Annotated in this window: 17 protein-coding genes; 11 read left to right on the top strand and 6 right to left on the bottom strand. The window is 49.3% G+C overall.

The features are described from left to right. Positions 1 to 81: 81 nt before the first annotated feature. From LAT77_RS04010 to LAT77_RS04000, 3 genes are all read right to left on the bottom strand, one after another. Positions 82 to 507 carry a GNAT family N-acetyltransferase gene (locus tag LAT77_RS04010; RefSeq protein ID WP_290563261.1) on the bottom strand — a complete coding sequence of 142 codons (426 nt, stop codon included), beginning with the start codon at positions 505 to 507 and terminating at the stop codon, positions 82 to 84. Between the two features lie 77 nt (positions 508 to 584). Beyond that, positions 585 to 890: a GNAT family N-acetyltransferase gene (locus tag LAT77_RS04005; protein ID WP_290563402.1), complete on the bottom strand. Its 306-nt coding sequence runs from the start codon at positions 888 to 890 to the stop codon at positions 585 to 587. Between the two features lie 242 nt (positions 891 to 1,132). Continuing rightward, positions 1,133 to 1,705: a hypothetical protein gene (locus tag LAT77_RS04000; RefSeq protein WP_290563260.1), complete on the bottom strand. Its 573-nt coding sequence runs from the start codon at positions 1,703 to 1,705 to the stop codon at positions 1,133 to 1,135. Positions 1,706 to 1,847: 142 nt separating this feature from the next. Between LAT77_RS04000 and LAT77_RS03995 the strand changes: the two genes are divergently transcribed. Together LAT77_RS03995 and LAT77_RS03990 are read left to right on the top strand one after the other, a co-directional pair. Continuing rightward, complete coding sequence (locus tag LAT77_RS03995) at positions 1,848 to 2,099, top strand: type II toxin-antitoxin system Phd/YefM family antitoxin (RefSeq protein WP_290563259.1); 252 nt, start codon at positions 1,848 to 1,850, stop codon at positions 2,097 to 2,099. Then, complete coding sequence (locus tag LAT77_RS03990; protein WP_290563258.1) at positions 2,096 to 2,350, top strand: Txe/YoeB family addiction module toxin; 255 nt, start codon at positions 2,096 to 2,098, stop codon at positions 2,348 to 2,350. Before LAT77_RS03995 ends, LAT77_RS03990 begins: the two co-directional genes overlap by 4 nt. Positions 2,351 to 2,415: 65 nt before the next feature. On the opposite strand, the gene LAT77_RS03985 is transcribed toward LAT77_RS03990, so the two are convergent. Continuing rightward, the gene (locus tag LAT77_RS03985; protein WP_290563257.1) at positions 2,416 to 3,090 is read right to left on the bottom strand and encodes a hypothetical protein; all 675 of its coding nucleotides are present in this window, start codon (positions 3,088 to 3,090) and stop codon (positions 2,416 to 2,418) included. Between the two features lie 432 nt (positions 3,091 to 3,522). Here LAT77_RS03985 and LAT77_RS03980 point away from each other — a divergent pair, with 432 nt between their 5' ends. Then, positions 3,523 to 3,909, top strand: a complete 387-nt coding sequence (locus LAT77_RS03980; protein WP_290563256.1) for a thiol-disulfide oxidoreductase DCC family protein — start codon at positions 3,523 to 3,525, stop codon at positions 3,907 to 3,909. A gap of 38 nt (positions 3,910 to 3,947) precedes the next feature. Here the strand turns inward: LAT77_RS03980 and LAT77_RS03975 are convergent, their stop codons facing one another. Next, positions 3,948 to 4,355: a hypothetical protein gene (locus tag LAT77_RS03975; RefSeq protein ID WP_290563255.1), complete on the bottom strand. Its 408-nt coding sequence runs from the start codon at positions 4,353 to 4,355 to the stop codon at positions 3,948 to 3,950. A 121-nt stretch (positions 4,356 to 4,476) separates the two neighbouring features. Between LAT77_RS03975 and LAT77_RS03970 the strand changes: the two genes are divergently transcribed. Both LAT77_RS03970 and LAT77_RS03965 read left to right on the top strand, forming a co-directional pair. Next, complete coding sequence (locus LAT77_RS03970) at positions 4,477 to 5,379, top strand: DMT family transporter (RefSeq protein ID WP_290563254.1); 903 nt, start codon at positions 4,477 to 4,479, stop codon at positions 5,377 to 5,379. A gap of 173 nt (positions 5,380 to 5,552) precedes the next feature. Next, positions 5,553 to 5,900, top strand: coding sequence for a flagellar protein FlaG (locus tag LAT77_RS03965; RefSeq protein ID WP_290563253.1), 348 nt, complete (start codon positions 5,553 to 5,555; stop codon positions 5,898 to 5,900). 62 nt (positions 5,901 to 5,962) lie between these two features. Here LAT77_RS03965 and fliE read toward each other — a convergent pair whose 3' ends face one another. Next, positions 5,963 to 6,295 carry a flagellar hook-basal body complex protein FliE gene (gene fliE, locus LAT77_RS03960; RefSeq protein ID WP_290563252.1) on the bottom strand — a complete coding sequence of 111 codons (333 nt, stop codon included), beginning with the start codon at positions 6,293 to 6,295 and terminating at the stop codon, positions 5,963 to 5,965. Between the two features lie 231 nt (positions 6,296 to 6,526). On the opposite strand from fliE, the gene fliF reads away from it, so the two are divergent. The 6 genes from fliF to LAT77_RS03930 are packed head-to-tail and all read left to right on the top strand — an operon-like array spanning position 6,527 to position 13,584. After that, positions 6,527 to 8,290 carry a flagellar basal-body MS-ring/collar protein FliF gene (gene fliF / locus LAT77_RS03955; protein WP_290563251.1) on the top strand — a complete coding sequence of 588 codons (1,764 nt, stop codon included), beginning with the start codon at positions 6,527 to 6,529 and terminating at the stop codon, positions 8,288 to 8,290. Next, positions 8,277 to 9,302: a flagellar motor switch protein FliG gene (gene fliG, locus LAT77_RS03950; protein WP_290563250.1), complete on the top strand. Its 1,026-nt coding sequence runs from the start codon at positions 8,277 to 8,279 to the stop codon at positions 9,300 to 9,302. The genes fliF and fliG overlap by 14 nt, the downstream gene beginning before the upstream one ends. Beyond that, complete coding sequence (locus LAT77_RS03945; protein ID WP_290563249.1) at positions 9,295 to 10,074, top strand: flagellar assembly protein FliH; 780 nt, start codon at positions 9,295 to 9,297, stop codon at positions 10,072 to 10,074. Before fliG ends, LAT77_RS03945 begins: the two co-directional genes overlap by 8 nt. Then, positions 10,071 to 11,462, top strand: coding sequence for a flagellar protein export ATPase FliI (fliI, locus tag LAT77_RS03940; RefSeq protein ID WP_290563248.1), 1,392 nt, complete (start codon positions 10,071 to 10,073; stop codon positions 11,460 to 11,462). The genes LAT77_RS03945 and fliI overlap by 4 nt, the downstream gene beginning before the upstream one ends. After that, entirely contained in the window at positions 11,462 to 11,929 is a 468-nt protein-coding gene (fliJ, locus tag LAT77_RS03935; RefSeq protein WP_290563247.1) for a flagellar export protein FliJ, read from the top strand. The genes fliI and fliJ overlap by 1 nt, the downstream gene beginning before the upstream one ends. Before the next feature lie 2 nt (positions 11,930 to 11,931). Beyond that, positions 11,932 to 13,584, top strand: coding sequence for a flagellar hook-length control protein FliK (locus LAT77_RS03930; protein WP_290563246.1), 1,653 nt, complete (start codon positions 11,932 to 11,934; stop codon positions 13,582 to 13,584). The last annotated feature ends 93 nt before the right edge of the window (positions 13,585 to 13,677 follow it).

Raw genomic sequence — 13,677 nt, 5'->3', positions numbered from 1 at the left:
GCGCCAATTGGCGCCTTTGTTATTTTCTGTTATTACGAGACGTCAACGAGCAGCAGCGTTCGATGTGGCCATAGCACCCCGTTAAGAGACTTTTGCTTCCATATTGAAAAAACGTTCGTCTTCGCTTTGTGTGACAAAACCATTCCTTTTATAAAGGCTCACCGCTGGGCTAATTTTAAGAACTCGCAATTTAAGCGTATTCAGATGTGCATGTAATGTGCGTCTTTTAGCCTCTGCTAATGCAACACTGCCTATTCCTTTATTTTGTGCTGCGGGTAAAACCTGAAGGTCTCTTAAAACGCAACAATCAGCTTCAAATTGCAGGCGCATAACCCCAACAACTTCTTGCTGATAAATAATGTCAAAGTTTTCGAGTTCGGATGTGACTTCCAATACTTTCGATGCATCCCAACTTGGTGCAAACTGCTCGTAGTAAACGCGCATATTCTCAAACGTAAAACTCGCTGCTCTTACTAGATTTTCAGAGCGTACAAATTTGATTTCCACAGAGTCTCCCAATGCCCTGCACAGCGAGCGAGTTTATGAGCGTCCGACGGCCAATATCCGCGAGCTGCTATGCCTTGTTACGAATGATACTTCATGACGAGTTCAGGGTGCCCAGTATGCTCATCAATTTGCTCGCCAAGTACATTGAATCCGTGTTTCTCATAGAATTTTATGCTCGGAATATTTTTCTTATACACAGTGAGTTGCAGACTCTCGCGCCTATTCTTAGCATCCTCAAGTAATGCTGAGCCGAACCCCTTGCCCTGTTCGCCTGGTACCACAAAAATTGCAGCAAGATTGTTCTCATATACGCTATAAAAACCAACGACCTTACCCTCGGCTTCTAAGGCATTCTGAAATTGTTTCGCTAAATTAGGGCTGATTCAAGAAAACGTACAGGCTTCAACGATCATTAGCTCGAAGGTCGGCAAATATATCTTCAGATGAGATCGTTTGTTCACCAACACAAGTGAATCCATGCTTTTCATAGAAACCGATGTTTCGAATGTTTTCTTTGTAAACAGTGAGCTGCCAAGACAATACCTGAAAAATCAGATTGTTCTACTTGATGTCCACACTCTTTGAAAGTTACAGCCGATTGTTATTTGGCATATGCAGCTATTTCTCAATTACAGGGGATAGCAAATTCAGAATTAAAGCTTATATTGTTCATGCGGTCTCTTTTTGCCCAAATCTGACCGTATGTAAGGAGTTCTATCGTACGAAGTTCAACTTCTTCGGTACCATTTGGGCCTTCTAAATCAGCTCTCATCGCCAACTTATGCCCTGTTACGCCCCACGGGTAGCCGACTACCGTAGTTATATAAAACTTTGTACCCTCAGGAACCGGATAAGAAATTTCGCGTTGCTTTTCAAACAAGAGCTTCTCAAACATTTTCTTGTCCCACTTTTCCTTATCGCTAGTATATTCTTCATACGACCCTGGAAAAACGCTCATTTCAGTGCCAGCAGAGAATGAGTGTAACCCTAGACATAACTCTCTCGAACCGACCCCCTTAGAATTAAGAACAACGCACCTTGCTTCGTAAACAAAAGACTCGCCTGTCAATTGATAGCACTGTCCAATGAGGGCTTGTACTGAAGGGTCATGCGATAAATCTCTGATCCCATACGCAGCACAGCCCGGCAGAACAATGCTAGCAGCCCAAAGCACAAACCACTTCAACGGCATGCGCATCTACCCCCCACATAACGCCCGGCTCACACGCCGGTTTGAAGACGCAGAGTGGCGGAACAATCGGTCGCTATGCAGCCGATTGTTAAATTTTTTAAAGTACGGTATCCTGTACATGATCATTATCTTGCACAGGAGTCCCGTTATGGATGCCATCAGCTACACAGCCGCTAGAAACAATTTAGCAAAAACCATGGAGCAGGTCTGCGAAGACCATTCTCCAGTGATCATCACTCGGAACAAGTCGCAGTCCGTGGTAATGATCTCCCTTGACGATTATGAAGCTTTGCAAGAGACTTCATATCTCCTGCGCGCACCAAAGAACGCCCGTCGTTTGTTGGAATCCGTTACCGAGTTGGAGCAAGGCGGCGGCCAAGAAAGAGAACTTTTTGAATGAAGCTCATCTTCTCCGAAAACGCCTGGGAAGATTATCTATACTGGCAAAAAACCGACAAAAAGATTATGAATCGAATCAATAAACTAATCAAGGAAACGAAACGAGAAGCGTTCGAGGGCATCGGCAAACCCGAACCCCTCAAACACAGTTTCGCTGGCTACTGGTCCCGCCGAATTAACGACGAGCACCGCATGGTCTACAAGGTTACGGATGACGCATTGCTCCTGGCCCAGCTCCGGTACCACTACTGATTTAACGCCTTGCTCACCGGAAAATTGCGAGCGCAGCGAGTAATTTATCCGTGTGTAGCAATTTGTTAGCCATTGGCCTCGGACTGCTCTCTGAGCCTGGCTCCATAGTGATATGCCTTCTGAAAGGTGCTGCCAAAGAACGTACTCTCAAAATGAACTGCGTCTGCCCCTTCCCGCCAGCCGTCACGTCTCAATTCATCAGAAGTTGTCTTATCGAAGCCTATCAACGGGGAGCCAACCAAGCTTGCAAGGCCCCTCCTTTCTAAATCCTCGTACTTCTCATGCATAAATCCATGAAAACCATCCCCTTTCAAGAACTGCATGAGGTCATCGAGGAAATACGCAGCAGTTACGTCGAGTGCGCGCCTGAAGTCTGCGTCATCTATGACTCCGTCTAAATAAGCCAAGAAGAAATTTGCAATCAGTTCTGACTTTTCAACGTCAGATTGGGACTCGATAACTAGCAGTATTTTTTGTACGAGCCTTTCGCTTTTCTCCTGACCTGATATAACCGCCTCTCGGAACCGCAATCGCTTTTCCTCTGGAACCTCATTCATCGCTACCAGAAATTGGCGAACTTTCTCTGTATAGAGCTTGTCACGAACAGAAGAACCGATCGCATAGAGCTTGACGATAGAGCCGACGATCGGCACTTCACTGAGCACGCTGTTGTCGACTGCTTGCTTTAATGCGATCTCAGCGCCTTCTGCGCTCAGCTCTAGTATCTTACCCTTGGCCATCACACTCCCTCTGGCTAACATTATATTAATAAGCACGCCGCATATCCCCGATACACATGCATGCGCGTTATCACCCCACTTCTACTCGCTTTCATACCCATCAACATTAAACCCAGGCGCATGAATACCAGCCCTCTAAACGGGCGCGGCACACGCAAATGGGGCGTTGGGTAAAGGACAAAACGTGCATGAAAGCGAGACGTTAAAGGTGGGCTCTTCCATGAGGAAACTACTGAGCGGACCCTATTGGCTACTCGAAAGTCGCTATCGCTTTGCCAATTTTCCTTTGGCGTGCGTTTATCTAAAAGTTAAATTACGCTGAACCTCCGCTGAAATCAACTGGGTGAGCTTTTATGCCCGTGACTGGCCGACGCGCTAATCCATCCTTGGTTTCAGTACGTAATGAATGCAAACCCGAAAACCTGAGTGACTATGTCTCAACTGATCATTTTTTACGACGGCGGTTGCCCGTTGTGTGTTCGCGAAATGCGTCATTTAAAGCGTTTAGACTCGCGCCAGCACATGGCGTTTGAGGACATTAATGCAGATGACTTTAATGTGCGGTATCCGCAGGTTTCGTTTCAACGTGCCAACCAAATTCTGCATGGCATGAATGCAAAAGGTGACCTCTTGTACGGACTAGACGTCACACATGCTGCTTGGTCGTTGGTTGGTCGCGGCTGGCTGACCGCGCCATTGCGCTGGCCGATCGTGCGTTGGTTTGCCGACAAGGCCTACTTATTGTTTGCACGCAACCGCAATGGTATTTCGAAGCTCCTTACGGGTAAACGACGCTGCGACGTTTGCTCCATCGACTAACCTAATGAAGAAAGGCCCCGTTCGGAGCCTTCTCATTGTTATTCTGCAGTACAGTCACTGACTTTTATCGTCACGCTGGCAATTTGATTACCATCTTTTCCGCGATAAACGTACAAGGTATCGATATTATTGTCGCGAAAACCGGCCATGTCCGGCGACGAACACACTTCCCGAGTGACCAGTGGTTCAATCGCGTCCAGAAATAGGTCAGGATCAATTTCGTCGGCATCAAAAGCGACCAAGGTATAGACATACATAAACGAACGTTTCAGGGCAACCGTGGTGTCCAGTCGTGTATCCTCGTCAACCATGATCGGGGTCATTTGATTCATTTCATTGGACACTGCGATTAAGCTCGCTTGTATGTCATTGTCATCAAGTAACTCGGCTTGGGCGGCGCCAGTAACCGCAAAAAGTACCGCAATTGCAAAAGAACGTAACTTCATAAAAACGCTTTTCCTTGTTGGTTGTTTTACCGCAGCATATAACAAGTCTCGGGCCTGCACTAGTATTCCCCTGTTCGGTCGATATAATCGACGTAAACACTCAGCGAGGACACAGAAAGGCATGCAATCTCACGCACAACAAGAACGCCTTGGGCGCGGTATCATTTTTATGGTGCTCGCGGTGTTTTGCTTTGCCTTGATGGACGTGGCCATGAAAGAGCTAGCCAGTCGCATGAGTGCGATGCAGGTGTCCTTCTTTCGTGGCGCGACGTCGCTGCCTTTTGTCTTGCTGTGGTTGGTGATTAGTAATCGGCTTCCGCGCATTAAGCCGAACAAATGGCATTTACACGTGGTTCGCGGCGTGGTCAGTATCGCCTTTCTTACCTTAACGGTCATTACCCTGCGCGAACTGCCTTTAGCCAACGCGTATGCCATTTTCTTTGTCGCGCCCTTGCTGATTACACTATTGTCTGTGCCACTGTTGAAAGAAAAGGTTGGCATTCATCGCTACAGCGCTGTCGCGGTCGGCTTTATTGGTGTCGTGATTATGCTGAACCCCAACGCCATGGGCTTTTTTTCCTATGGTGTCATTACCGGGCTGTTAGCCACGCTGGGTTATGCGCTGATTATGGTGATGGTCCGTTACATGCATCGCAGCGAAACATCGGAGTCGCTAATGTTCTTTTTTGTACTAAGCCTGAGTCTTGGCTGCGGCTTCATTGCAGTTTTCGATTGGCAGCCGGTACAGCTACAGGACATGCCTTGGCTGTTTGGGTTAGGCGTGTCAGGGGCTATCGCCCAGTACTTACTTACTGAAGCGTATCGGATGGCACCGCCGTCGTTGCTATCGTCGTTTGAATACACCGCAATGATTTGGGCGTTAGCGTTGGGCTACTTACTGTGGGGCGATTGGCCTGGGGCGTATGTCCTATTGGGTGCTGCAGTGGTTATTGCCAGTGGAATTTACATTAGCCATCGCGAAGCGGTCAGAAACAGTACGATCAAGAAAACTGAGCTGCCTTAATTAGGGCATCAGTTGCTATACGGCAGGTACATTTTTTAAGTATAAAAATCATTTAGTTAACAATAAATGGCTGGTTTTATCTTATCTTGCTATAAAGTTTTTAAAAGACAGTCCGATAAAAAGAATATCCGGACTAATATGTATTAGATTCGTATTGCATAGGAAGACTCACTATGACTACGCCAATTAGTGAACTCTCAGGTAATTGGGCGGCTTCGTTCGCTGCGTCTGAGAAACAACGCGCTGAAAAGGTCATGCAACATTTGCCTGCCACCAAAGGCAATGAGACGGCTGCACAAAAAATGACTGCCGAGCAGCTGGTACCACCGTTGCAGCAAATCAATGAAGTGTTGAACCCCTACGGTGTTCAATTCCAGATTTCCGACGGCGAACCCGTGGTTGTGCAGATTGTTGACACCAAATCTGGCGATGTCATTCGCCAAATTCCGTCGGAAGAGGTTTTACGAGCAGCTCAACAGCTCAATGACTTACGCGGTGTCTTGATCAACGGCGAAGCCTAAGCCGCCTATACGATCGAAAAAGGGAGGTTTTCCTCCCTTTTTTGCGTGCTTCAATGCAAGCACTAGACATTCATATTCATGACTTCTTTATACGCATTCACTAAACGGTTACGCACCTGCACACCCATTTCAAAAGCGAGCGACGCTTTTTGCGCATCGACCATCACATCATTGAGTTGTACGCTCGGGTCACCAAGCTGAAAGGCTTGAGTTTTTGCAGCTGAGTTTTGCTGCAATTCGTTAATGCGATTAATTGATGCTTTAAGTTCCGTTGCAAAGCTACCCTGCGGTTTCTCGAGTTGCGCAGCGGCCGCAACGTTTGGCTTTTGGCCTGTCGCTTGGGTTTGCAAGGTCTGCATTTGCTGCAAGGCGGCTTGAATTCCAGAGACACTCATCGTGCTTCCTCTCTTTTCCATTCACTCGTGTTATGAGTCGGTTTTATCAATGTTGCATAGACTAGCAGCTCGCCATTTCAACAAAAGGTCTAAATAACGCAAAAAAAGCGGCTTATTTGGCGCTTTGATTTGCACTCGCCTCGTCATAATGGCAAGCACTAAAAAAGCCTCTATTGAGGTTTTCGGTATCGAACCTAATACACCCGTAAGCAACAAAGACGTGATGAATTCATGGAAACAACGGTAAATCAACAAGCCCAAGGCACTCTGGCGCCAAGCACCAATCCCACCATCGACAAAGCGATGGGGTTGTTGCGCAGTAATGCTTTGCTTCCACTACTGATCGGTGGCGCGGCATTCATTGCTGTCGTTGTCGCCCTGATTATGTGGGCGACGACCCCTGAATATCGCGTTTTATACTCGAATTTATCGGAAGCGGATGGCGGTCGCATTGTCAGCGAACTCGAAAGCCAACGTATTCCGTATCAATTAACCGCCGGCGGCAGCAGCATTATGATTCCAGGTAATCAGGTGCATCGCGTCCGTTTAAGCATGGCGGAACAAGGACTTCCTGCGGGTGGCAACGTTGGTTTTAGTCTGATGGACAACCAAGCCTTCGGGATCAGTCAGTTTGCGGAACAAGTCAATTTCCAGCGGGCGCTCGAAGGTGAATTAGCCAGTTCTATGGAATCATTAGGGCCGGTGCACCGTGCCCGAGTTCATTTAGCCATGGCCAAACCGTCAGTCTTTGTGCGCGAACGTGAGCCAGCAAAAGCCTCTGTGGTATTAAGCCTGCATGCCGGTCGTGTCCTCGGTGAAGGTCAAGTAACCGCCATTGTCCACATGGTTGCCAGCTCGGTGCCAGAACTTACGGCTGACAATGTTACTGTTGTTGATCAGCACGGCAACTTACTGTCAACCAACGGTCAAAAGTCGGACCTTACCGGGACCGAGCTCACTTACACCCAAGAAGTTGAGCGTAATTTCCAACGTCGCATTGAAGATATTCTGGCGCCTATTCTCGGTCGTGAGAATGTCAAAGCGCAGGTTGTGGCGCAAATTGATTTTTCACGCATCGAAGAAACGTCGGAGCGTTATACCCCGAACCAGACCCCTGAATCTGCGGCTGTCCGTAGCATTCAAAGTAATTTGTCTTATCAACGCAATGGTGAAAACACCGGCGGTGTTCCGGGTGCGCTCAGCAACACCCCACCGGGTGTCGTCACTGCACCGATTGAAACTGAAGCAGGTGTTGAGGTTCAAGGCGAAGCGGCGGCAAATCCAAGCAACGTGCGCCAAGACAACATTGTCAATTATGAAGTGGATCGGAATATTGCCCATATTCAGCATCAGCGTGGTCGGTTACAGCGTTTATCTGCTGCAGTAGTGGTGAATTACCGCAATGGATTCAACGAAGAAGGCGAGTCGATTTTGATTCCATTGGCACCGGAAGAGATTGATCGTATCGACCGTCTCGTTCGTCAAGCCATGGGCTTTAGTAATGAGCGTGGCGACCAACTCGAAATCGTCAACAGTGCGTTCGTCGAAGACAGCACGCCAGCCTTTATTCAGCGCGAATGGTGGCAAGAGCCGGAGATGCAGGCTCTCCTTGTGCAAGCCACGCGGTATTTCCTCGCTGGGTTAGGTATCCTGTTATTCTACCTATTGATTCTTCGCCCAATCCTCAGAAAACGGTTTGGTACCATTGAAAAAGTTCGTAGCAAAGAAGCGGCTGAAACTGATGACGAAGATATCGAAGATCTAACCGCGAAACGTGGCCGCCTGAGAGCTATTGTTGGCGATGACGACGAAAACGAAGAGGCTGAAAAGGACGCCGATGTTGAAGAAATGACCTTCAACTGGCCGAAGAAGAAAGATACCCGCGCTTACGAGAACGCGCTGAAGAAGACACAAGAAGTTGCACGTCAGAAGCCTCGTCAGGTTGCACGAGTCGTACAGAATTGGTTAGCGGAGGATGATCATGTCCGAGATTAATGCAGCGACGCAAGAAAAAATCGCCAACATGACGGGCATCCGCAAAGGTGCAATTTTACTGTTGTCACTCGACGAAGATACAGCTGTGGACGTATTTAAGCATTTTACTCCACAGCAGATTCAGAAAATCAGTAAAGAAATGACGACGCTGCAGAATGTTTCTCGTGACGAAATTAAGTGGGTGCTTGAGCAATTTCACGCCGAATTTGAAGAGATGCCGCCAGTTGACGAATACGACGGCTACATTCGCTCTGTCCTCACCAAGGCCCTAGGTAGCGAACGAGCATCGTCGCTCATTGAAGACGTGCTTGATCAAAAAGCTGGAAACTACGGTATTGATGCTTTAAATCTCATGGATTCGCAGGAAGTCGCCGAACTCATTCGCGATGAACATCCACAGATTATCGCGACGATTCTGATTCACCTCGACCGCCAGCAAGCATCGGGTGTGTTAGAAGTGTTCGACGAACGCCTGCGTAACGACGTCGTGCTGCGCATAGCGACCTTCACTGGTGTGCAACCGGCTGCCTTGCAAGAATTGACTGAAGTCCTCGGTGGCATGCTTGACGGTCAAAATCTTAAGCGCAGCAAAATGGGTGGTATTCGCACTGCCGCTGAAATTCTTAACCTCCTTAACGGTAGCCAAGAAGATACGGCGCTGGAAAATATTCGTGCGTTCAACGAAGAATTGGCAAGCAAAATTGTCGACGAAATGTTCCTATTCGAGAACCTTATCGAGCTCGACGACCGCAGTGTTCAGGTTCTTCTCAAGCAAATCGATACCAACTCACTGGTTATTGCGCTCAAAGGCTCTGAAGCCGACTTGGTCGACAAATTCCTCCGCAATATGTCACAACGCGCGGCGCAATTGGTGCGCGAAGAAATGGAAACGCGTGGACCTGTTCGCTTGTCACAAGTGGAAACCGAGCAGAAAGCAATTTTGGCAATCACTCGCCGACTGGCCGATTCAGGCGAGATTATGTTAAGCAGCGGAGACGATACCTATGTTTAAGCCATTCTCGCCAAAAAGTTTGAAAAAGGTGGACGCTGATCATCAAGCCATGTCGATTGCTGAAAATGATCACGCAACACCGATTTATGATGGCGACGATTGGCAGCGCTGGTCGCTCGACTCCTTAAAGGCCAAGCTTGCTCAAGCTAGTTCTCCGCAAGCGAGTGAGTCCAAGCACGAAGGTCGCTTCGTTCGCGATGCCGAACTTGCAGCATTAAAAGAGCAAGCTCGCCAAGAAGCATGGGAACAGGGCCACGCTGAAGGTTATAAGGCTGGCCATGAAGCGGGTTATAGCGACGGCGCGCGCGAAGCAAAGGCTGCGGTTGAAGCCGAGAAGGAAGCGAAAATTGCTGCCGCCGTTGAGCCACTGCAGCAGCTCGCTCAGCAATTTAGCCAGGCACTGGCATTGGCAGACACCGAAGTGGCTGATCAACTCGTCGAATTGGCAATCACCGTCGGAACGGAACTTGCTCGTCAGAACGTTGCTGAAAACCCAGAGCATATCGTCGAGCTGGTGCGCGAATTGCTCCACGACGAATCACCTTTCAATGACAAAGCCATGCTGATTTTGCATCCGGATGACCATGCATTGGTGCAAGTACATTTACACGATGATCTAAAGCAGCATGGCTGGAAAATGATGGTCGATGAACGCATTACTCCCGGCGGCTGCAAAGTGAGCAGTAAACTCGGCGAGCGTGATGCAACTTGGGAGTCACGCGTACAAGCCATTCAAGAGCAGATGCGGAAACGTGAGGTTGACTCGAAATGAGTGCGATGCAGACGACTGAAAATCGCCAACAGAACTGGAGCCAAGTACTCCAGAAAGTGCGTGGTCGTGTGCAAAATACCACAACTATTACGCATAGTGGTCGTGCGGTTCGCGCAACTGGCATGGTCATTGAAGTGGTCGGTCTCGAGTTGCCTGTCGGTAGTGCTTGTCGTGTCGAAGTTAATACGTCCCCGCACGGTGAATCAACGTTTTGTGAAGCAGAAGTTGTTGGTTTCGCTGGAGATCGTTCATTTTTAATGCCGCTGGAAGAAATTCATGGCTTAAAACCGGGTGCGCGCGTGCTGCCGCTACAAAGTAGTGGCCAATTTGAGGGGCGGCGGTTCCCCATGGGCCGAGGTTTACTTGGTCGCGTTGTCGACGGCAGTGGTCAGCCGTTAGATAACCGGGGGCCCATTACGGATTCTCGCTTCGCTCCACTCACCACAAAAGTGTTGAACCCCATGTTACGCGCCCCCATCGAGTCGTCCATTGACGTCGGCATTCGTGCCATTAATTCATTGTTAACGGTCGGCCGCGGCCAACGCATGGGCTTGTTCGCCGGCTCTGGTGTCGGGAAGTCCGTCCTATTGGGTATGATGGCTCGTTTTACTACGGCTGACGTGATTGTTGTTGGCTTGATTGGTGAGCGTGGGCGCGAAGTTCAAGATTTTATCAATAACATCCTTGGCGCTGAAGGTTTAGCGCGCGCAGTTGTAGTCGCAGCACCAGCTGACACGTCACCTTTGCAACGCTTGCAAGGTGCATCCTACGCCACCCGCATTGCCGAAGATTTCCGCGACCAAGGCTTGAATGTTTTACTCATTATGGACTCACTTACCCGTTTCGCCATGGCCCAGCGGGAAATTGCTCTGGCGATTGGTGAACCACCAGCAACCAAAGGTTATCCACCTTCCGTATTTGCCAAATTACCGGCTCTTGTCGAGCGCGCGGGTAACGGCCCTGCGGGTGGCGGCTCAATTACGGCATTTTATACCGTCCTCACTGAGGGCGATGATCAACAAGATCCAATTGCCGACAGTGCTCGTGCTATACTCGATGGACATATTGTTTTATCGCGCGCTTTAGCTGAGTCAGGTCATTATCCGGCGATTGACGTCGAGTCATCAATCAGTCGAGTGATGAACACCGTTGTACCCGACAGCCAAATTCAACAGGCACAGAAATTTAAGAAACTATTTTCTGTTTATCAACGTAACCGCGACTTGATTAGTGTCGGCGCATACAGTCCTGGACACGATCCACTACTGGATCAAGCCGTCAATATTTATCCGCGTTTAGAAGCATTTTTACAGCAGGGACATACCGAGGGCGCCGATCAAGCGAGTTCGCTTGACGCACTCGCTCAGGTGATTGGAGGAATGCAATAATGGCAGCGACCGCACTTGATACACTGACAGATTTAGCGCGTGAAGCGCGAGACAAAGCCGGCATGTTGTTGGCGAATGAGCGCAAAAGTCAGCAACAAATCGAGCAACAACAAGAAGTGTTGATGAATTATCGTGCTGAGTATGCGAGCCAATTACAACGCTTATTAGTTGAGGGCATTGACCCTGTCACTCTGCAAAATTACCGGCAGTTTCTGATGTCCCTAGACGATTCTATTCAACAAGCAAGTCGAGCTTTACAGCAGCAAAATCAAAAAGTGTTACACACCCAGAAAAGCTGGCAACAACAACAGAAAAAACTCTCGTCATTTACGACGTTAAATGAGCGTCGTGCGAGCGAGTTGCGTCTTCGAGAGTCGCGTAAAGAACAGCAGCAAACCGACGAGTTTGCCAATCAGCGATTTGTACGGGGCGGCCTTTCCCTTGTTCGCTCCGAAGGTGAGGATTAATTATGTTTGATTTATTATTGGCATTGCCTCAACAAGGTACAGCGCAATCGACAAGTTCGGGGAAACCACTGTCATTAGGTGCCTCTGATGTGCCTGCTCAAGTACCATTTTCGCAAGTTCTAAAACAGCGCTATGTTGGTGGTCCGATCGATGCAAACCAGCCCGTATCTGCAGCCCTGCTGCCAACACCTGTTGCTGAAGAAATTGCCGCGGTGTTGTCGCAAACTCAGTCAACAGCCGCGCCGTCACCTACGTTCTTTGATTTAGACGCGCAACAATCTGCGGCTGAAGTATCTGCGGACTTGCCAGAAGATCTCCGTTTCGTCGGACTTGACGATGCATCGACAGCGCCGCTGCAGCCAGCTGCACAATCGGCAATGGTTCACGCTGAGCACGGCAATCCGCAAATTAGCCAACTGACCGTCGAGAATACTCAACCTCATGTGGCCGATGATTTGCGCAAGCAGGTCCTCACTGCAAGTCCCCAGCCCATTCGTGCAAACGCAGATGCTCCCCAACCAATCGAGCAAGATTTACGCAAGCGGGCAGAGACGGCACAGCCACAACCGATTCGCGCTGGGGTTGAAGCCACGCAGCCAAGTCGTCTCACCGTCGAAACGACGCAGCCACTGCCGCAAGAGCTGTTAAAACAAGCGCAACCGGCACAGCCGCCTCGGGCTGGGGCTGAAACCACGCAGCCAAGTCGTCTCACCGTCGAAGCGACACAGCCACTGCCGCAAGAGTTGTTAAAGCAAACGCAACCGGCACAGCCACAACCGATTCGCGCCGGGGTTGAAGCCACGCAACGAAGTCGTCTCACCGTAGAAACGACGCAGCCACTGCCGCAAGCGCTGTTAAAACAAGCGCATCAGCCAGCAGACATGTTAGCCCGGATCGAAAGCTCTCTGGCGCAGTCGGCGCGATTGCGTGAGGCGCCAGCAGCATCGGCGGCCATCGCAACGATGACGCAAGAAATTCAAACTGGCGATACAACCTGGGTTCGCCCACTTGCGAACACACTTTCGGCTACCGCGGAACCATTGATTTCTGCCACCGTCGCCCAACAAGCGCCGCAAACCAGTTTTGTCGCGGCGAATGGCGTCGCCGCAGAAGCAAACATCATTCCAGCGACAACCGGTGCAAGTGAACCGAACATAGCGCCCATGCAAACTGTGAGCGCAGCTCCAACGCCAACGACCACGTTGAGCGCACCTTTGGCGACGCCAGCATGGCAAGCTCAGCTCAGTCAGCAAGTCAGTGAACAAGCCCAGCAGATCGTCAACATGCGTGTGCAAAATGACCAAACCGTTCGCTTACGTTTGCACCCGGCCGAACTTGGTCCGTTAATGATTAGTATGAAGATTGAAGACCAATCGGCGCAGTTACAATTTGTGTCAGGCCACAATCAGGTTCGCCAAGCCGTCGAGCAAGCATTACCGCAATTACGTGAGATTCTCGCTGAACAGGGTATCGAACTAAGCCAAAGTTCGGTACGTGACCATGGCGCTAACGATCAACATCAAGAACAAAGTCAAAGTAATCCACAAGCGCATCGTTTAGAATCAGAAGCATTGGCCGATAATAACAGCAAGTCTGAATCAGTTTTGGCTGCAGATCTGGCGGTCGGTCCAGGTCGCGTCAACGTTTTCGCTTAGTTCAAAGAGAAAATAAGGGTTAGAAGTTCCTTTATTTGAGCCTTTGGATTGAGCGCGAGCTCGCATAATAGAATGAATTACAAGCAAGGATAG

The sequence above is a fragment of the Aliidiomarina sp. genome (assembly GCF_022565475.1).
Lineage (GTDB): Bacteria > Pseudomonadota > Gammaproteobacteria > Enterobacterales > Alteromonadaceae > Aliidiomarina.
Note: the sequence above shows the minus strand (reverse complement) of the source record. Positions and strands in the feature narration are given on the sequence as shown.